The sequence below is a fragment of the Rhizobium sp. C104 genome (assembly GCF_022354505.1).
GTDB lineage: Bacteria > Pseudomonadota > Alphaproteobacteria > Rhizobiales > Rhizobiaceae > Rhizobium > Rhizobium redzepovicii.
On sequence record NZ_CP092350.1, the window covers coordinates 376017 to 394278 of the forward strand.

Annotated in this window: 14 protein-coding genes and 3 pseudogenes; 7 read left to right on the forward strand and 10 right to left on the reverse strand. The window is 61.2% G+C overall.

Going from position 1 to position 18262, the window contains the following annotated elements:
• Positions 1-20 precede the first annotated feature (20 nt).
• Positions 21-1949, reverse strand: a complete 1929-nt coding sequence (locus MF410_RS26250; protein ID WP_222134879.1) for an adenylate/guanylate cyclase domain-containing protein — start codon at positions 1947-1949, stop codon at positions 21-23.
• A 297-nt stretch (positions 1950-2246) separates the two neighbouring features.
• Between MF410_RS26250 and MF410_RS26255 the strand changes: the two genes are divergently transcribed.
• Positions 2247-3017, forward strand: coding sequence for a glucose 1-dehydrogenase (locus MF410_RS26255; protein ID WP_097625715.1), 771 nt, complete (start codon positions 2247-2249; stop codon positions 3015-3017).
• Between the two features lie 352 nt (positions 3018-3369).
• On the opposite strand, the gene MF410_RS26260 is transcribed toward MF410_RS26255, so the two are convergent.
• The 3 genes from MF410_RS26260 to MF410_RS26270 form a co-directional block, all read right to left on the reverse strand.
• Positions 3370-4536 carry a sulfite oxidase gene (locus MF410_RS26260; RefSeq protein ID WP_097625714.1) on the reverse strand — a complete coding sequence of 389 codons (1167 nt, stop codon included), beginning with the start codon at positions 4534-4536 and terminating at the stop codon, positions 3370-3372.
• A gap of 502 nt (positions 4537-5038) precedes the next feature.
• Positions 5039-5182, reverse strand: coding sequence for a hypothetical protein (locus tag MF410_RS26265; protein WP_222134829.1), 144 nt, complete (start codon positions 5180-5182; stop codon positions 5039-5041).
• Between the two features lie 242 nt (positions 5183-5424).
• Positions 5425-6309 (reverse strand): LysR family transcriptional regulator, encoded by an 885-nt coding sequence (locus tag MF410_RS26270; protein ID WP_131710756.1) that lies wholly within the window; start codon positions 6307-6309, stop codon positions 5425-5427.
• Between the two features lie 125 nt (positions 6310-6434).
• Here MF410_RS26270 and MF410_RS26275 point away from each other — a divergent pair, with 125 nt between their 5' ends.
• Positions 6435-6620: a 4-oxalocrotonate tautomerase gene (locus tag MF410_RS26275; RefSeq protein ID WP_003594927.1), complete on the forward strand. Its 186-nt coding sequence runs from the start codon at positions 6435-6437 to the stop codon at positions 6618-6620.
• A 219-nt stretch (positions 6621-6839) separates the two neighbouring features.
• Here MF410_RS26275 and MF410_RS26280 read toward each other — a convergent pair whose 3' ends face one another.
• Positions 6840-7079, reverse strand: coding sequence for a hypothetical protein (locus tag MF410_RS26280; protein ID WP_097625712.1), 240 nt, complete (start codon positions 7077-7079; stop codon positions 6840-6842).
• Between the two features lie 89 nt (positions 7080-7168).
• Between MF410_RS26280 and MF410_RS26285 the strand changes: the two genes are divergently transcribed.
• Positions 7169-7879, forward strand: coding sequence for a CoA transferase (locus MF410_RS26285; RefSeq protein ID WP_097625711.1), 711 nt, complete (start codon positions 7169-7171; stop codon positions 7877-7879).
• Between the two features lie 167 nt (positions 7880-8046).
• Here MF410_RS26285 and MF410_RS26290 read toward each other — a convergent pair whose 3' ends face one another.
• The gene (locus tag MF410_RS26290) at positions 8047-8238 is read right to left on the reverse strand and encodes a DUF6494 family protein (protein WP_097625710.1); all 192 of its coding nucleotides are present in this window, start codon (positions 8236-8238) and stop codon (positions 8047-8049) included.
• Positions 8239-8567: 329 nt separating this feature from the next.
• Between MF410_RS26290 and MF410_RS26295 the strand changes: the two genes are divergently transcribed.
• A complete protein-coding gene (locus tag MF410_RS26295; RefSeq protein ID WP_097625709.1) occupies positions 8568-10340 on the forward strand; it encodes an adenylate/guanylate cyclase domain-containing protein in 1773 nt (590 codons plus the stop codon).
• Positions 10341-10416: 76 nt separating this feature from the next.
• Here MF410_RS26295 and MF410_RS26300 read toward each other — a convergent pair.
• Positions 10417-12121: pseudogene (locus tag MF410_RS26300) on the reverse strand (adenylate/guanylate cyclase domain-containing protein).
• A gap of 489 nt (positions 12122-12610) precedes the next feature.
• On the opposite strand from MF410_RS26300, the gene MF410_RS26305 reads away from it, so the two are divergent.
• The 3 genes and pseudogenes from MF410_RS26305 to MF410_RS26315 all read left to right on the forward strand — a co-directional run bounded on the left by MF410_RS26305 (position 12611) and on the right by MF410_RS26315 (position 13937).
• A complete protein-coding gene (locus MF410_RS26305; protein WP_012555415.1) occupies positions 12611-12925 on the forward strand; it encodes a metalloregulator ArsR/SmtB family transcription factor in 315 nt (104 codons plus the stop codon).
• Complete coding sequence (locus tag MF410_RS26310) at positions 12922-13281, forward strand: SRPBCC domain-containing protein (protein ID WP_131710754.1); 360 nt, start codon at positions 12922-12924, stop codon at positions 13279-13281. The genes MF410_RS26305 and MF410_RS26310 overlap by 4 nt, the downstream gene beginning before the upstream one ends.
• Positions 13282-13324: 43 nt before the next feature.
• Positions 13325-13937, forward strand: a pseudogene (locus MF410_RS26315) (ATP-dependent Clp protease proteolytic subunit).
• A 150-nt stretch (positions 13938-14087) separates the two neighbouring features.
• Here the strand turns inward: MF410_RS26315 and MF410_RS26320 are convergent.
• The 3 genes and pseudogenes from MF410_RS26320 to MF410_RS26330 all read right to left on the reverse strand — a co-directional run bounded on the left by MF410_RS26320 (position 14088) and on the right by MF410_RS26330 (position 18258).
• Complete coding sequence (locus MF410_RS26320) at positions 14088-14399, reverse strand: DUF982 domain-containing protein (protein ID WP_222134880.1); 312 nt, start codon at positions 14397-14399, stop codon at positions 14088-14090.
• Between the two features lie 228 nt (positions 14400-14627).
• A complete protein-coding gene (locus MF410_RS26325) occupies positions 14628-17033 on the reverse strand; it encodes a serine/threonine protein kinase (RefSeq protein ID WP_222134831.1) in 2406 nt (801 codons plus the stop codon).
• A 44-nt stretch (positions 17034-17077) separates the two neighbouring features.
• A pseudogene (locus MF410_RS26330) lies at positions 17078-18258 on the reverse strand (serpin family protein).
• Positions 18259-18262: the final 4 nt, after the last annotated feature.

An 18262-nucleotide genomic window follows, 5' to 3' on the forward strand; every position in this document is an offset into this window, starting at 1 on the left:
GCGCGCGTTGCAGAGCTGTTTTATGGCTGGCCGAGAGGCTTCGCCTTCGCCTCGCATTCCGGCAGCCGCACCGGTTTGGCGAGGTTTGCCAGTGCCTCGGGCCTGGCGCATGCCGGGAAGCCGGCGAGCGGCATTGTCTCTATGAAGCGGTGGCGCTCGATTGCGCTGAGGCCGGGTTCGTTGATCATGCTTTCGACGGTCACCTCGGGGTGCTGTTTGAGAGCTTCCGTGGCCGAAGCCTTCGCCTCGTCGGCTCGCCCCAGCGCCGCAAGCGAGCTGCTGCGCACCACCCAGGTCCATCTCTGGTAGTTGTCAGGCGTCATGCGCTCCAGCATCGTCACCGCGTCCTGATACCGCCCCGCCATGAAATAGGCAGGTGCGAAGAAATTGGACGCCCACATCTGATAGTTCGGGTCGAGCCGCATAACCTTGTCGACCATTTGAGCACCGCGTTCCGGCTCGTTGAAGCGGGCGGCAAAGCCGCTGTAAAAGGTCAGGATTTCGGACGAGCCCGGAGCCAGGCGAAGGGCCGTGTCGAATTCGGACTTGGCGCGGCCCATGTCGCCCTTGTTGGCAAGGCTCATGCCGAACACCGCATGGGCTTCGGCGTCGCTCGGATCAAGCCGCACGGCGCGTTCGGCCACATCGGCGGCCAGCTTGCGGTTGCCCTCGGGATCGGCGCCGAACACGCCCATCAGATCATGAGCGTGGTAAAGCTCTACCCAGGCCCGCGCCAGCCCGGGGTCCAGCGCGACAGCGCGGTTGAGAAAGGTGATCGCCTCCTCGTCATCGGCTTTGGTGAGCTTTTCGATCTTCTCGGAGCCGAGCAGATAATAATCATAGGCATTCAGATTTTCAGGCCGTTTGCGTTTGGCGGCGGCCCGCCCGGCCTCTTGAATCAGCCCTACGCCGCCGCCGAGGCGGTTGGCGACCTGCTCGGCGATTTCGGTTTGAACGGCGAACACGTCCTCGGCGGGCCGATCCCAATTCTCCGACCAAAGATGATGGCCGGTTTTTGCATCGATCAACTGTGCGGTGATCCGCACCCGGCCGCTCTGCCGCTGGATCGACCCTTCCAAGACGAAGCCGACATGGAGCGCAGTTGCGACCTGGCGGGCATCCACCGGCTTGCCTTTGTAAACTTCCGTCGAATTCCGCGCCACCACCTCGAATTCGGGAAACCGCGCGAGATCGGTGATGATGTCCTCGGTCAGGCCATCGGCCAGACGCCCGCTCGCCTCGTCGCCGCCGAAATTGTCGAAGGGCAGCACCGCCACCGACGGCTTGCCGCTCTGAGGTTCGGGCTGGAGGAACCACCAGGCGGCCCCGCCGCCTGCAAGAGCCAGCGCCACGATCGCTGCCGCAGCCATCCTGGTCCAGCGCGGCATCATCGCGCGGAGCGGGCGACGCGCCCGTTTGCCGTCGAGCCTCAGCCGATACATCCGCACCGGGCGGCTGATGTTCTTGACCTGCTGCTCGCCGGCGAAATCGAGCGGCCAGTCGAGTTTGCCCTGGAGATGATCGTATGCCGTGCCTGACACCACCACCCCGCCAGGCTCGGCCAAATGCTCCAGCCGCGCGGCGACATTCACCCCATCGCCATAGAGATCGCCATCCACCAGGGCGACATCGCCGAGATTGATGCCGACGCGGAAGATGATGCGCTCCCGCTGCGGCAGCTCGGCGTTGCGCGCCGCCACGGCATTTTGAAACTCCGCGGCGCAGGCAACCGCATCCACCACGCTGTCGAAGGCGACGAGCGCGCCGTCGCCCATCAGCTTGATAATGGTGCCATGGCGCGCAGAGATAGCGGGATTGATCAGCTCGGCGCGGATCGCCTTCAGCCGCTTGATGGTGCCGGCTTCATCGGCCTCCATCGCTTTGGAGTAACCGACCATATCCGCCGCGAGGATCGCCAGCAGCTTCCGGTCGAGCGCGGGGGTGCCCATCATCGTTGCCTTGCATGACCATGCAATCGTGCCGGCAGTCTACACCCATCGAAGCGCCGCAACTAGCAAAGCTGCCAAAACGGCATGTCTGCTTGTGGGCGAAGCCGGCAGCGATTGGGTTTGTTGCGCCTGATGTCGGCACGCCCGCCTCGTCCTTCGAGGCCCCTGCGGGGCGCGTCAGGATGAGGGCTCTCTTGAACCCTGGCGCTGCATTCTCCGACCCCCGTGATTTGTGGAATATCTGGCATCCGCCCGGCGACCCTGTCATAAATTGATGTCATCGAGGGAGGCACGATCATGCAGAAGAATGCGCCGGACTTCAGCCTTGAGGGCAAGGTGACTTTGGTGACGGGAGCGAGCCGTGGGATCGGTCGAGCTTGCGCGCTTGCCTGTGCCGCAGCGGGTTCCGATATTGTTCTGGGGGTCCGCGATGTCGCGGCGTCGGCGGGACTGGTTGCCGAACTCGAGGGGCTGGGACGAAAAATTCTCGCTGTTGAACTGGATATTCCCAACAAGGCCCATATCGCCCAAGCCGTCGATGCAGCGCTTGGTACATTCGGCCGGATCGACGTCCTCATCAACAATGTCGGTGTGGCTCCCGGCAATCTTGCGGAACTCGTTGAGGAGAAGGACCTTGACGAGATCCTCGATGTCAACATCAAGGGCACCTTTCTGATGACGCAGGCAGTGGGGCGTCAGATGATCAAGCGCAATGGCGGCCGGATCATCAACATCAGCTCGCAGGCCGGCACCGTGGCGCTGCGCGGCGAGGCCATCTATTGCATGAGCAAGGCGGCAATCAATCACCTGACGCGCTGCCTTGCCGCCGAATGGGCAGCCTATAATATCACCGTGAACACCGTATCGCCGACCTTCATCCACACCGATGGTACAGCACCTTTTCTCTCCGATGCCGACAATCGCAAAGCGACGCTCGATCACATTCCACTCGGCCGGATCGGTGAAACCGATGATGTGGTGGGTGCCGTCGTCTTCCTGGCATCGCCGGCTGCGAGCCTGATTACCGGCGCCAACCTGCTGGTGGACGGTGGATGGTCCGTCGCCTGAGGCCGAGGCTGCTGTGGTGCAAGTCTTATCCGGACGATAACGACAATTTCCCAGATTGGGATCACCTTCCATCACCGGCAAATGCGATGGCTATCCGCGATTTCTATCGGTATGACCTGGAGCACAATGGGTGTGCCCGCTTCGCGCACTTTCCGCCGAGACAATTCGTCGCTTTCGGCCCAAGGAAGCCATCCAAGGTTGGATCACTTAAAGACTGCTTCGCGCCTAAAAGCGGAAGTTCGTTCCGCGCACGCGAAATACGCTTGCTCGACAGCAATGACGAAATGACCCCATGTTCGGCATGAGGTCAAATCGGTCCTCCTTGAGGTGTATGGCCGGCTCGTAGACCTTCTCAAGCAATGCCGATGCGGCGCGTGACCTGGCCGTTGCTTTCCCAGTAAGTATGTTTCTTGGTAATCCAGGGATCATCCATGGCAGGCTGGATTTGTCCCGCCATGTCAGTGGCGCGCGAGGTGACCGTGTGCTCGCCCTTTGATGGGTCTTTCCAGTCGAGATACCACACCTTCCAAGCGAATTCAGCTTCTTCACCATGGTCGATCGTCGCTTCAAGCCATGGGCCATCATCAACCTTCACTTCGACCTTGGCGATTGGAGCGCCCCACGCTGCACCGCTGATCCGGTATCCGGCATCGCTACGCGTCACTCTGGCAGGCGCGGACTTCAGCAATGCACGGCCGACTGAGGTTTCGGCCCACACGGTCTCACCATTGTGCTCTTCTTCGCGGATGGTGACATAGTCTCGTCCCATCAACAAACTCATGAAGCGCGTGTTGCGTATCTCGATGCGCTTGAGCCACTTGACGTTGGCTATACCATACCAGCCGGGTGCGATGAGCCGCATCGGGGAACCGTTGGGTGGCGGCAGGGCGACCCCATTCATCTCGTAGCAGAGGATGTTGTTGGGGCTCATCGCATCGGCGAGCGACATGCTGCGGGCGAAATTCTGATGCATCTTGACGTCGCGATTATCGTCCTTGAGAGCGATTTCGCCGACATCAGTGCCCCAAAAAACAACTTCGATGCCGTTTTCCTTCACGCCTGCCTCTTCAAGTAGGGCGGCGAGCGGTGTGCCAGCCCAGCGGGCATTGCCAATGCCGCCGGTAAAAAATGGAAAACCGTGATTGCCCGAACATTCCACCGTGAAAACCACCTCCTGGCGCGGCCGTGCCTTGAGGTCGGCAAGCGACAGGCTTAAAGGCTTCTTCACTAACCCATCGATTTCCAGTTTCCAGGCATTCGCATCAATGGTTGGCCGATCAAAATGGGCGATGCTGAAGAACTTCTCATTTGGTGTCACCCATGAATCCATATCCTCCCAGACAAGCTGGCTCTGGATGACCGCCGGAACGGGATTGGGCTGCGGCTGGTCTAGCCACGGGATCACGGTCTCACCCGCCCGGCTTGGAAAGGCTTGGGCAAACTGTGAAGTGAAGACCGCCAGTGCGGCGACGGCTGCGCTGCCTTGAACGATGAATTCGCGGCGTGCAAGATCATACATGATGGTTTCTCCTCCAGTGTGAAAGGCTGATTTCTCCTCCAGGCATAAAAGTCACAGCGGCCGGAATCGCACAAAGGAGAGGCCGGCCGAGGCGGGCAGTCTTGAGAGCGCTCGGAACGAGGCGAGTTAGAAGCACGCCATGTCTTAAGGCGGCGCCTCCCGCTCTCAGTCGCTGGCTCCATCAGGTCCCAGCCAGCGACCTGCAAACGTACGCCTTATGTGCGTTCGTGGCGAGGGCAAACATCAGGATTCGCTAATGAACGCCCGATAGCTACAGTCAAAGATAGACGTATCCGCCGATAGCGGTCTTGCCGTTCGGTGAGAGAACGCTCGTTTGTTGCTAAACTTCCCGACCGGGAAGACGACCGACGGTATGAGCACCAGCTATTCTGGAGAGCCGCCTGGTTACATCACCGATCTCGCCACCACTCGCCCCTGCGCCGCAGCACACTGCAAGACGCCCTCCCGCGCGCAGCGGGTTCATTCTTCGGCCACAAATCGGTCACCCCTCGAGCGAGAGCCACATCCGCTTCTGGCGCGCAAAGCGGAAATTGCCCGCAGCCGCCTGTGGCGTGTAGTAGCCATAGCCCCGCAATGCCACTTGATCCCGAATCTCGAAATGATGCCGCCCCGCTGTATGCGGCATTCCGCTTTCCCGTTCCGCTCTCAACCCTTCGGATCGTTCACGCAATTCGGCGGTAATCCGGAAGATGCCGCCGCCGGACGTGCTCCAGCGAATAACTTCCTGCCGGCACCGTCTCGAAGGCAAGTGTCCACGAAGCCGTGCGCCGACAGCGCCTCGAGATCAGCAAAGATCGGCTTGTAGGCTGAGAGCGCGAGCTTATAGGCCTCCGCACTGTAACGGCCGTCGGCCTCGACCGAGCTTCACTAGCCAAACCGTTCCACCAGGAAATCGATCACCGTCCGCAGCATCGCTGTCGGCCGGCGGTTCGGCGCGTAGACGAGGGACATCGGAACAGGCTTGTAGGACCATTCCGGCAGCACCTGCTCAAGCCGGCCTTCAGCGATATCGGCGGCGAGCAGCAGTTCCGGCTGGAGCACAATTCCCGCACCGCTGAGTGCGGCCATGCGAAGGGCTGCCCCCTGGTTGGTGGAGAATTTTCCGGAAATCAACACATCGCGCATTTCGCCTCCCGGCCCGACCAAGTGCCAGCGATTCTGCATGCGCCAATAGGAGTGGCCGAGGCAGAGATGGTTCGTCAGAGCCTCCGGCGAGGTCGGCCGGCCATGGCGGGCGAGATAATCCGGCGAGGCAGCGAGAATCCGCCGGTAGGGCGTCAGCGGGCGGGCGACCAGGCTGTCGTCGGAGAGCGGGCCGATGTGGATGCCGAGCTCGAACCCCTCGCCGACGAGGTCATGGACATTGTTGTCGAGCGACAGCTCGATGCTGACGTCGGGATAGGCGTTCTGGTAATCGATCAGCGCCGGCACCAGGATCTGCGTCCCGAAGCTGACGGGGGCCACCACGCGAAGACGTCCACGCGGCGCCGATTGCAGTTCGCTCGCCGAAGCCTCGGCCAGCGCCACTTCGGAAAGCGCCCGTTTGCAGCGCTCGTAATAGAGCTGGCCGACCTCTGTGAGCTGATGGCGTCGCGTGGTGCGATGGATCAGCTTCGACCCCAGCCGGGTCTCGATGGTCTTGATGTGCTTGGCGACCATGGCAGGCGACACTTGCGCGATCTCCGCGGCCGCCGCGAAACTGCCGTTGTCGATGACCCGGACGAACATCGCCATGCCGGCCAGCTTGTCCATGATTGCCTACCTGTAGGTTTCGAATGACGATACACAGAGCTTATTTATCAACCTGAGCATTTGCAACATAGTGGTCACGTCCGAGCCAAGGCGATGGACATTGCCGACATGACCAAGGAGAAAACATGCCTATTCTTCACCTGCAGATGCATCCCGGCCGCACCGACGATCAGAAACGCGCCTTCGCCCGCGAAGCGACCAAGGCCGCCGTCGAAACGCTGGCATGCCCGCCGGAATCGGTGGAAATCCTGATAACGGAGATCGCCAAGGATTCCTGGGCGGTCGGCGGCAAGCTGAAATCCGAGGCCTGATTGACGACCCGCAGCATCGAAGGCTCGAGCTGCGGGACGCCACCATGCTATTGGACAGGGAGCCGGCACGCGGCTTCCGTGTTGACCGCGTCGGGCGACCGGTTGACCTACTGGCTGCTCAAAATCCACCGCCCGCAAGCTGGGGGCACCTGGCTTCGCCCGGACTTAGGCTTTCGGCGCATCTGAGCCATGGCGGTTATCCCCTAAGCGGACATTTAGCTACTGTCGCTTGAAGTGATATGTCAAGCCCGCTGTCAGTGTCGCCAGCAGCCTGGCACCAATGCGCGAGTTGAAGAAGGCGGCCGGTCCTACGAGGTAATAGCCCCTGTCAGAGACGAGAGGTTCGTCGTCCAGTGTGACTAACAGTCCATTGGCGAGCAACTCATCGATGACACCCTTCCATCCGAGCGCTATGCCGTGGATGAGCGTCTCGTGGATTGCGATGCAGTGATTTGTCACCTCAATTCCACCGTCGATGACGGCGGAGCCCGGAGCACGCGCCTCGCGCCAGTCTTGCCAGCTGAACCACCTTTGATCGCGGTTACGTGATGTGTGGTTTCGGTGCGGCGCTCGCGGTTGCTGCGGCCCTCTACCAGAAGCGCAAGTCCGGGAAGGCTGGACGAGCGCGGACGTCGCTCTCCGCACTCAGCGCTCTCCCCCAGATGCCGTTTTGTTACGATTATGCCGGACGAGCGGAGTTCAACGAACCGTCCGGACCTGCAGCACGCGGCTATGATGCCTTGCATCAGCTCTACCAGGCAAAGGATGCCTGGATCGTGATTGCCGCCTCACGGAAAGACCTGACCCGTTTTCAGCATGTGGCCGGGTTCGAAATGCTACCTGGCCTGCCGAGCGGCGAATGGGAACGAACGCTTGAGACCGTCATTCCGACCGTTTCTGCGGCCATATGGATCGAGCGCTTCCATGCCGCAGATATCGGCGCGTCGATCTGTAATAACATTGAGACAATTCGCGCCTCGTCGACCCGGTCACCTGACGGTCAGCCGGGAATTGATCGCGGCACTTACTCCTTCTCGACCTACAAAGACCATCCAAGCGGTCATGTGGTCACGTATCTCGATCCCTATGGTGTCAGACCGGCGGATGCAAAAGTCTTTGCGTTACCGCCAGCAGAAAAGTACGGAGGGTCGACGCGACAGATATTGTTGGCACTGGGCTATAGCGAAACAGACATTGGCCAGTTGCTCGCAAGCGGGGACGTCAGCGAGAGATGGAGCCGGGAATATCTTCCGAGCTGAACGGAGCATCAGTAATGCTCACCACTTGTTTGTATGACCAGTTCTGGCCGCTTGTGGCGCGAAGGGGAAGACCGCAGTCGGTCCAGAGCGGCCATGCTTCGATTGCGCGCGGGCGTGGACCATGAACTTGGGGCAGCCGGACGGTTCGCACGATCGCTTCGCCCGGCCTACGGAAGTTCAATTTCGCCGTCCACCACGTGGTTGAGGCCGGTGCCTTCCGCCGTTAGCGTCATGCGGACCTTCAACGTCTTGCCATCGAACTGCCCCTTGCGCACCGTCTCCTCGATCTTGCGCTGCGAGGTGACGCCGACTTCCTTCAGGAACTTGCGGATCGACATGTTGAAGGCGTCTTCGCTCATGGCGGAACTCCTCTGTGTGCGGAAGGGATGTTAATGGAAGGTAAATCGTCAAGGAAGCAGCAATGACGCCACATGCCCCAGAATCTGACGTAAAAATTTCGGCTACCTAGATGGGCGTTAGGGGCCGCTTCGGGTCGAGGCGCGACTTTGCGACATCAGTGGCAAGGCGACAGCGACAGTTGACCGCTCCCGGCCCGAAAGCAGACATCGTCGACGAACACGCTGTAGGTCGCAAATGCACCAGAGAACTTGATCTCAGCCGAGATCGCTCTGGGCAGAAGTTCCCCTGTCTCTGTCTTCCTGCTATCGTGGAGATGGGGGACGGCTCTATGAGCGAGAATCGCAAGCTGGCCGCAATTCTGGCCGCGGACGTAGTCGGATACAGCCGGCTCGCCAGCGAGGACGAAGATCGCACCCTGGCAAGGTTGCGGGCACTGCGCAGCGACCTGATCGATCCAACCATCGCAGTGCACAACGGCCGTGTCATCAAGCGCACTGGTGACGGAGCGCTGGTCGAATTCCGCAGCGTTGTCGATGCCGTGCGCTGCGCCATCGAGGTGCAGAACGGCATGGTCGAGCGCAACGCCGGCGTTCAGCAGGATCGGCGCATCGAGTTCCGGATCGGCATCCATCTGGGGGACGTCGTAGAGGAATTCGATGGCGACCTGATGGGCGACGGCGTCAACATCGCCTCGCGTCTCGAGGGTATCGCGGCCCCCGGCGCTATTTGCCTGTCCGAAGACGCCTATCGCCAAGTCAGGGCGAGACTCGATCTCTCCGTCAGCGATCTCGGCAACACGCAACTCAAGAACATTGCCGAGCCGATCCGGATCTATTCGCTCCAGGTCGGCACCGCCGCGGAGGTAAAGCCAGGAGTGACCGCCGCCGCCGTTGCTCGTGCGCCGGCCGCATTGCCGTTGGACCTCTCGATTGCCGTGCTGCCATTCGTCAACATGAGCGGCGATGCCGAGCAGGAGTACTTCGCTGACGGCATCTCGGAAGACATCATCACAGCTCTATCGAAGCTGTCGCAGCTGTTTGTCATCGCTCGCAACTCGTCGTTTACCTTCAAGGGCCGGAATGTGAACGTGCAGGAAGTGGGCGACAGTCTCAAAGTGCGCTACGTGCTGGAAGGAAGCGTTCGCAAATCCGGCAACAAGGTGAGGATCACCGCGCAGCTGATTGATGCCACCACCGGCGGGCATCAGTGGGCGGAGCGTTTCGATCGCGACCTGACCGATATCTTCGCAGTGCAGGATGACGTCACGCAGCAGATCGTCGGCGCTCTGGAACTCAAGCTGACGGCCGGGGACCACCTGCGGCTCGCGACCGAGCAGACGCAAAATCTGGAAGCCTATGACTGCTTCCTGCGGGGCCGTGAACACATGTGGCAGCTGACGAGAGAGCAGAACATTCAGGGCCGGCAATTGCTGCAGCGCGCCGTCGATCTGGACCCGAAATTCGCCCCGGCGCACGCGTTCCTCGCCGTCACGCACGGGCTGGCCTACGTTAACCAGTGGAGCCGATCGCCGTCGAAATCGCTGGAACAGGCGACCGAGGCTGCGACGCTGGCGGTGGCGCTCGACGATCGGTATCCGTACGCACATTGGGCGCTGGCCGTCGTCAACTTGTACCTGCGACGACTTGACGTGGCCATCCGCGAGGCTGAACGCGCGATTACGCTTGCTCCCAATCTTGTCGAGGGCCACGAGAGCCTCGGAAACGCGCTGCACTATGCGGGCAGATCCGACGAGGCCCTCGTCTGCTTCGAGCGGGCGATCGCCCTGAATCCATATTATCCAGACATTTTTCTGCACTTCCATGCGCAGGCGATGTTCCAGTTGGGCAGGTACGAGGAGGCCGTTGTCTTCCTGAAGCGACGACTAGTCCGCAATCCAGCCACCGACATCTCACGTGTGTTGCTGGCGGCGAGCTATGGTCACTTGGGCTGCTTGGCGGAGGCTCGCGGGCAGTGGGAGGAAGTGTTCCGGATCAATCCCGATTATTCCCTGGAGCACAGGCGCAAAGTGCTGCCCTACAAGAACCCCGCCGATTTCGAGCGCATTGTGGATGGACTGCGCAAAGCTGGCCTCACCGAGTGATTGCATTCCATCGCCGGCAGTCGTCCCACAGCTTCCGTAGGCTCCACAAAATCCGAGGCCTGAGAGACGTCCCGCATCACTCAGGCAGGCCGGCCTTTCGGAAGCCGTCGACAAAGTGGTCTCGTACAGATGCATCGCGCAGCGGCTGGGAGCTGAGCCAATGGCCGATCGTGAAATGAGGGTGGGCGATCAGGAACAATTCTGCTTCTCGCCGCGCCTCCTCACCGTGGCCCAACTGCGCAAGCGCAGCAGCCAGGAATTTGCGTGAGTTGGTACGATACGTGTCTTTCCTGCGGAGCGTAGCGGTTGCCGCCTCATAGTCACGCGCGGCGTATTGCGCCTGCCCAAGATGGCAAAGATACCAGCAGGGTGGGTAGGGATTGAGCCGCAGAGCTTTTTCGATCTGCGCCAGTCCGTCGGCAACCCTGCCGTCTAGCACTGAGATATCAGACATGGCGGCCCAGGTGTCGGCGTGGTTGGGGTCCAGCTCCAGGGCCTTTGCGAAGGCGGCCTCCGATTCCACCCATCGCCGCTCATAGGCCAGAATGGTCCCCAGAACGTAACGGCAGCCGGCATCGTTTGGATCCAGCTCGACCGCCTTCTGCGCCGATGTCGTCGCCATCTCACGGTTAGGATCTTGGGGCTCGCCGAAATCGAGTCCAGGCAAGCCAACGGTTATAGGCGAGCAGGCCGAGCGCCTCGGCATAGGATGGCTCGAGCTTGACCGCGCGCTGGAGCAGCATATAGGCCTCACGCTCGGTTTGCGGCGACTCTTCCGTCAGGAGGCGGGCGCGCACACACAGGTCGTAGGCCTCGAAGTTCTTCGGCCGATTGCGCGGCGTCGGGATGGTCAGCCGGCCGACGAGGGCTTCGACAATCTTGGCGTTGACTTCATCCTGCAATTCGAAAACATCTTCCACCGTCCTGTCGAACCTCTCGGCCCACAAGTGCCCGCCGTCAGCCGTGTCGACCAGTTGGGCGTTGATGCGGACACGGCCCATTGCGCGTCTGGCGCTCCCCTCCAGGACGTAGCGGACGCCGAGTTCCTGGGCGACCAGCTTTACGTTGACCGGCTTGCCCTTGTAGCCGTAGACGGAATTGCGCGCGATGACGAACAGGCCGGCCGTACGGGAAAGGTCGGTGATCAGGTCTTCAGTCAAGCCGTCGACGAAAGGCGCGTCGGCTTCATTCCCACTCATGTTCGTGAACGGCAATACAGCGATCGACGGACAGTCGGGCAGCGGCAATATGCTTTCCAGCGCATCCGGCCAATGCCACACGTGGACGGGGCGAGTCAGGTTCTTCAGGTAGCGTTCGCCTGCGTCGAAGAACCGGTCGCCGATCTTGCCGACGATCTCGTCGTGAACGCCGGCTGAAATGCAGATACCTCCCGGCGCGGCCTGCGTCTCCAAGCGCGCCGCGACATTGACCCCGTCGCCGAGGACGTCTGAACCATCGTCAATGACATCTCCCAGATTGACGCCTACACGTAAAAGTAGTCGTCGATCTCCGGAAGCCTCGACAGTCGTGGTGGCCCGCTGCATTTCCAGCGCTGCTTCGACCGCGTCCACCGCGCTGCCGAATTCGATCAGGAAGCCGTCGCCCATGACCTTGAAGATGCGACCGTTGTGGCGCGTCACAGCCGGCTCGATAACGCCAGAACGGAGTTCCCTGAGGTTCGCCAGCGTTGCGACTTCATCAGCCTCCATCAGGCGTGAATATCCCACCACATCGGCAACGACGATGACAGCGAGACGACGCTGAAGAAATTGATCCGTCATGTGAGGACAAGCCCAACGACCAAATTAGCAAGTTATTGTTCAACTGCGGGTGAGTCAACAAGCCGCAAGAGGTAATGTCCAAGCGGTCTCCACCTCCATTGACTCGGCAGCCTTCTTTGTGACTGGCGGCGTCGAGGTGGACGACACGGAAATCTGTACCACGGAAAGCAGACGGTTCTTGAATGTCTGGTGATGGGGTCGAGCGGGGCTTCGGCGGAAGTGCCCAGTTCTGTTCGCGAAATGGCACCGGGGGAGACCCGAACTGCACTGCGCTAAGCCTGCATTTCTGGCTAGCTCTCCAGACGCGGCCAGTCTCCTTCGGCCCCAACTCGGACATACGTCGCTTATGAACTGACGTCCGCTGTGGGCGCAAACGTGATGTCCAAGGCGGGTTTGCCCCTCGACTGACGAGCTATCTTCGCAGCGACACCAGAAAGCCGCCACGAAAAGAAGCTTGCAAATCAGATAAGTGTATGCTTATGTGTCGGCATGATCGAGAATGACTTTTTCCGGGCTTTGGCAGACCCGACCCGCCGCGCGATCTTTGAGAAGCTGGCGGCAGGGAGCATGAACGCCAGCGCCTTGCGCAACGGCATGGAGATCAGCCAGCCGGCAATGTCGCAACACCTTGCGGTTCTGCGGAGTGCAAAGCTCGTGAGGGAACAACGGCAGGGGCGTTTCGTGAACTACGAAGTCGATCCGGAGGGGCTGGCTCTGATCGCTCAATGGCTGGCGAAGTATCGCGCCTATTGGCCCGACCGTATCGCAGCTCTTAAGGTCTTGCTGAAGGACATGGATCAATGAACGAACAAAAGATCGAGGAGCAGGATAGCGGCGTCGAGCTGGAATTTGACTTGGGCGATCCGCCGCACAAGGTCTGGCGCGCGCTCAGTATTCCCGAATTTCGGGAAAGGTGGTTGCCAAAGGAGGCATTGGCCGATTCCGATGCGATCGCCGTCACCCCCGGCCAAGAAGTCCGCTACAAGCTGCGCGACGACAGCCCACCATTCCTTGAAAGCACCGTGACGTTCACGATCACCCCGAATGCCACGGGCGGAACCTGCCTTCGGATCGTCCACGTACTGACGGATGCAAGACTCGATGGAATGACAAGAGCGCCGGCGAACAGCAACAGTCCGCCCCTCATGCTCGCCGCCTGACGCGGCGAGCCTCACCCTAAAAATCTGGAAGTGGAGGTCGCCGATGCGCGAAGCGATGCAGCTCGTCCCTATGGTCGTAGAACAGTCCAGCCGGGGAGAACGATCATTCGATATTTATTCCCGGCTTCTGCGCGAGCGGATTGTCTTCCTCAATGGCGAGGTGAACGACACCGTTTCGGCCCTCGTCTGCGCACAAGCTCCTGTTTCTGGAAGCAGAAAACCCCAAAAAGCCGATCTACCTCTATATCAATTCGCCGGGCGGCGTCGTGACCAGCGGCCTCGCCATGTACGACACCATGCGCTACATCCGCGCGCCGGTTCACACGCTCTGCATGGGCACGGCTCGCTCCATGGGATCGTTTCTCCTGATGGCGGGCGAGCCGGGCGAGCGGGCCGCCCTGCCAAATGCAAGCATCCTGATCCACCAGCCATCAGGCGGCTTTCAGGGGCAGGCGACCGATATGCAAATTCACGCCGAGGAAATCCTGAAAACAAAGCAGCGTATGACGCGGCTTTACGCCGAACATTGCGGGCGCTCCTATGAGGATTTTGAACGCGCCATGGACCGCGACCGCTTCATGACGTCGCAAGAAGCATTGGAATGGGGCTTGATCGACAAGATCATGCAGATCCGCGAAGCCCCGGCCGATCAGTAAGGGATATGGCCTTGGTGTCGCTAAAATCGCTGGAGATCATGAAAGTCGTGCCGTGTGGCCCCCTCATCCGCCCTACGGGCACGGCGACAACGGTGATGAATCCATCCCTGGATGTCGGCTGCTGGCACAAACGTGAGGTCCCAATCGGGGCTATCTTTGCGCCTTCGACGGCAGGTCCGGTCGTCGCACTGCCACGCCCTGCGGGACCAGACAGAGAGCGGCGATACCGGCCTCTTCGGCCGCGCGCAGAAGCGCTTCGCGGAATTGTTCCGGGGCAATTTTGCCGCTGATGGCGTCGACGCAGGCTTTCACGGCAGCCACATATTCTTCGCCGTCATCGAAAGGCCAGTCGTTCATCAGGAGACGCGCCGCGTCTCCAAGCGTCCATACGATCTTGCGAGATGCCCGACCTCGCAAAGCAAAACCGACCGGCGTGAATGTTGCTGATGTGTTCCAGCACATTATCCTCGACCCCTCAAGGCGGGAATACTGCAATCCCCACTTTTTATATACGCGCATTTTATGAAAGTTGGAATTGAAATTTCGTGAAGCGTACCGCTTGAGCGCGAGGCTGCCGAATGAGGAAAAAGGGCGCCCTGCAACCTCATTTTCAAACGCTGCGTCGACACGTGTTGCACCGATTGAGGCATGCGGGATTTCTTCCCTTTCGATCTCCACCCGTCGGTTCAGTCACCGCAATTCGGCGGTGACCCGGAAGATGCCGCCGGCCGATGCGTCGGAGCAGACGACAAAGGTCGACCCTTCCTGCGCCATGAAGGCGACGTTGCCGCCGGCTTCGCAGGGGGTGGCGCTCCATTGCAGGAGGATGTCGCCATTGTCGGGCAGTTTTTCCGTTTCCATCTTTGTCGCACTGGCCATCCATTCGGTTGCCGACGGCAGGTGAACGGGGGCGTTCAGCTGTTTCGACAGCCAGGCGGTATAGTTCTGCGCCACGGCAAGCGGCACGTCGTCAGCCGGCTGCTCGGGGTTGTCGGCATAGGCCTGTGCCGAGGCGGGATCGGAGTTGGCGGTGTAATAGGCCGCCATCTCGGCGCGGGTGACGGCCTTTGCCTGCATGCAGAAGGATTTTTCGACCTTCACGGCGCCATTGGCGACGCCGAGCATGCCGCCGAGCTCCTTCATCGAGGCGGTCATCAGCCGGACATTCTCCAGCGAATAACTTCCCGCCGGCACTTGCTCGAAGGCAAGGGTCGGCGAAACCGGGCAGAAGCCGCGCGCCGACAGCGCCTCGAGATCGGCAAGGATCGGTTTGTACGCGACGACGGCGAGCTTATAGGCCTCCGCGCTATAGCGGCCATCGGCCTCGCCGATTTTCGGCGCGAGTGCGGCAAGCGTTGGATCGGCCGCGCCGGCGCGGGTGGCGATCGAGGCGTTGAGATCGGCGACCTTCAGCTTCAGCGCCGTCGCCTCGTCCTTTGCCGCCATGACGTCGGCGATGAGGGCGTCGAAAAGTTTGGCGGCGTCGCCATAGCCCGAGGTCGCCGCCGGCATCTGCCATTGCTCGGCCTTGGCCTTGGCATCGGTCATCAGGCCGCTCGCCTTGGCAACGTCGGGGCTATCGCCGGCGCCGATGCGATTGACGGTTTCGCGCTTTGCCGCCGCGTTCTTTTCGGCCGCTGCCAGCGCCGTCAGCGCCTTGGCGAGATCGTCGAAAGCCGCTTTCGAGGCGTCGTAATTGTCGATGGCGCCGTGCATCTGCTTGGCGGCGGCGCTGTCGGCGGCAGCCTTCAGCTTGGCGTCGGCCTCGGCGAAGCTCGGCGCCTTGTCGCCGCCGGCAGCCGAGGCTGACGCTTTCGCCTTCTCGGCATTCTCCTTCGAAATGGCGATCAGCGCATTGCCGAGATTGATGGCGGCAGACTGATAGCCCGGAAGGGCCTTTTCATAGTCTTCGTCCTTGAGCAGCGCATCGGCGGAGGTCAGCGCCGCCGCACCGGTGTCGTAGGAAAGCTTGGCCTGGTCGCTGGCCGGGCGTTCCGGCGCCTTGGCGGCGATCGCCTTCTGTTTGCGGCTTTCGGCTTCCTTCTTCCAGGTGCCGACATCAGCGACGAGTTTCGGATCCGGGCGGAGCAGTTTCGGGATCGTGACGACGCCGACACCGATGCAGATCAACAGCAGCGCTGCGATCATCGAAATTTTGACAGGCGTCCATTTTTTCGGCTTCGGCACCTCCGGCTGCTGCGGCATGCCGCCGCGCGGATCCCAGGACATCGGCTGAATGCCTGTCGTCACCCTCGTGTATTCGCCGAGCGCATCGGCGCCGGTGCGCGGGCGCTGGGCCGGGTCGCGGCTCAGCATCCTTTCGATCAGGCTTGCAAGACCCTCGGGAAAGCCGGGGGTCAGCACGTCGAGCCGGGGAAAGATGTTGGAGGGATCGAGATGGATGTTCTTCCAGCTCTGCTCGCGCTGGTGCTCGTCTTCCCAGACCATGACGCTGTCGAAGACGCTGTTATAGGTCTGGCGCGGCAGGAAGAGCTTGTAGGCGATCATGCCCATTGCATAGATGTCGAGGGCCGCGGAGGCCGAGAAGGTGCCGCTGGCATAGATCTCCGGCGCGCCGAACTCCGGCACATAGGGCGGGATGATGTGCTCGCCGATCTTCGAGATCAGGTGCAGATTGCCGATCCGGACCGACAGGCCGGAATAGTCCTCGGAAACATAGATGCACTGGTCCGTCAGGGCATTATGAGCGTAACCGGCGCCGTGCAGCGTCGCCAGGCCCTCGAGGATGTGGCGGCCGATTTCGGCGGCGCGCTCATAGGCCACCATCTCGGTTTCGTCGAGATACTGGTGCAGCGTCTTCGACGGCCGCTTCTCGACGATATAGAAATTGTCATCTTCCGGCGACGGCGGGATCAGATCCTCGATTTCGACGAAGCGCCGTGCGGTCAGGGATTTCGCCTCATTGATGGAGGTCCAGACCCGCTCGAAACGCGCCTTGTCCAATTTCAGCGCCACATCGGGGGCGACGATGAAGACCGCATGGTCCATCCGCTTGTCCTGGGCGGGATAGACGATGAACTCGTTCTCATAGACCGGCTCGCCGATCGTGTAGCGGGCGATCAGATCACTTCTCATGCACATGTCCCCCTGCAATCATTGGCATTCCATGAAACCGCATTCTATTCGCCTGCCAGAAGCGGATCGCCGATCAGACCTGCGGCGAGCACCAGGCCGGTTCTTGTATCCCTGAGCGCGAAGGCAAAACGGGCATCGGCGACGACGCGAACGAGTTTCGGATCGATGCTGCGTTCGGTGATTGCTGCCGTGGCTGCCGCCGCCTCCGTGCCGTTTTCGTCGAGCTTGATCATCGTCTTCTGAAGAACGCGCGACAAGCGAATGTTTTCCTTGGTGAAACCCGGGAAAGCCGCATCCTTGGCCTTCCCGGCCGCCAGGCCCATCAGATTGAGCACCGGCATCAAATCACGCCCGTCGCTCAGGGAAAAGCGGGGAAGGAAGATTTCACCCTTGGCAGGTTCGAATTTTTCCCCTGCAGCCAGGAGGTCAAGGCATTCAGGTCGGCTCCGCCGACCCCCTTGCCGGAGCGCGCCGCCACCACGACCATGCTGTAGCTTTCGCCCGCATAGGCAAGATCGACGGCGGCGTATTTCTCGTCGAAGCGGAATTTTTGCCCATCGCCTGTAAGATGCATCATCGGCACCGAAATCGTCGAACCGTCCGGCCGCTGAAAGGGGCTTGCCGGGCTTTCTTTCTCGAAGGAGGTCTTCCAGCGCGCCTTGAAGGAGAGTGCGCCCAGGCTGACGAAGCCGCCGCCGGGCGGCGCGTCGAGGATGGCGGGAATGGCGCCCCGCGTCGTCTCCTTGACCCAGCCATTGATATGCTCGACCGAGGCCGGTCCGTCGAGATCTTCGATCGAGGGTTTGATCCGGTGGGTGGCGAGCATGGAAAGCGCGTCGGGGGCGAGCGCCAGCTTGTCGTCGAAGACGATGGCAACCGCCGTCGCCAGAGGCGCATCCGCGGCTGCCGGCTTCTCCGGGCTCATGGCGGCAAGCACCGTTTCCGGCCCCTTCACCTCGCTGCCGAAGCCGAGGCCCTTGGCGATTGCGGCCTTGCCTTCGGCGGAGGCGCCGAGGCTGGCAAGGCCGAGGGCTGCGGCAAGGCTTGCCGGCGACACCATGATATTGGCGGCCCCCTCCCTTGCCAGCGTGCGGTCGATCAGTTCGGCGGCAAGCCCCGCCTGCGCGGCGAGCATCGCCTTGCCGTCGCCGGAGTCGTCGGCATGGGCTGGGGCAAGCGTCAGCAGCGAAGCGGCAAGACCCGCCAGCAGAGTGGATTTCGGCATGGGT

Bases quoted from the DNA above. Each gene is read 5' to 3' on its own strand.
- MF410_RS26305 (WP_012555415.1), top strand. From the start codon at position 12,611: ATGATCGAGAATGACTTTTTCCGGGCTTTGGCAGACCCGACCCGCCGC.
- MF410_RS26250 (WP_222134879.1), bottom strand. From the start codon at position 1,949: ATGGGCACCCCCGCGCTCGACCGGAAGCTGCTGGCGATCCTCGCGGCG.
- MF410_RS26275 (WP_003594927.1), top strand. From the start codon at position 6,435: ATGCCTATTCTTCACCTGCAGATGCATCCCGGCCGCACCGACGATCAG.
- MF410_RS26270 (WP_131710756.1), bottom strand. From the start codon at position 6,309: ATGGACAAGCTGGCCGGCATGGCGATGTTCGTCCGGGTCATCGACAAC.
- MF410_RS26290 (WP_097625710.1), bottom strand. From the start codon at position 8,238: ATGAGCGAAGACGCCTTCAACATGTCGATCCGCAAGTTCCTGAAGGAA.
- MF410_RS26295 (WP_097625709.1), top strand. From the start codon at position 8,568: ATGAGCGAGAATCGCAAGCTGGCCGCAATTCTGGCCGCGGACGTAGTC.
- MF410_RS26310 (WP_131710754.1), top strand. From the start codon at position 12,922: ATGAACGAACAAAAGATCGAGGAGCAGGATAGCGGCGTCGAGCTGGAA.
- MF410_RS26265 (WP_222134829.1), bottom strand. From the start codon at position 5,182: ATGCCGCATACAGCGGGGCGGCATCATTTCGAGATTCGGGATCAAGTG.
- MF410_RS26325 (WP_222134831.1), bottom strand. From the start codon at position 17,033: ATGAGAAGTGATCTGATCGCCCGCTACACGATCGGCGAGCCGGTCTAT.
- MF410_RS26260 (WP_097625714.1), bottom strand. From the start codon at position 4,536: ATGTATGATCTTGCACGCCGCGAATTCATCGTTCAAGGCAGCGCAGCC.
- MF410_RS26285 (WP_097625711.1), top strand. From the start codon at position 7,169: ATGTGTGGTTTCGGTGCGGCGCTCGCGGTTGCTGCGGCCCTCTACCAG.
- MF410_RS26255 (WP_097625715.1), top strand. From the start codon at position 2,247: ATGCAGAAGAATGCGCCGGACTTCAGCCTTGAGGGCAAGGTGACTTTG.
- MF410_RS26320 (WP_222134880.1), bottom strand. From the start codon at position 14,399: ATGTGCTGGAACACATCAGCAACATTCACGCCGGTCGGTTTTGCTTTG.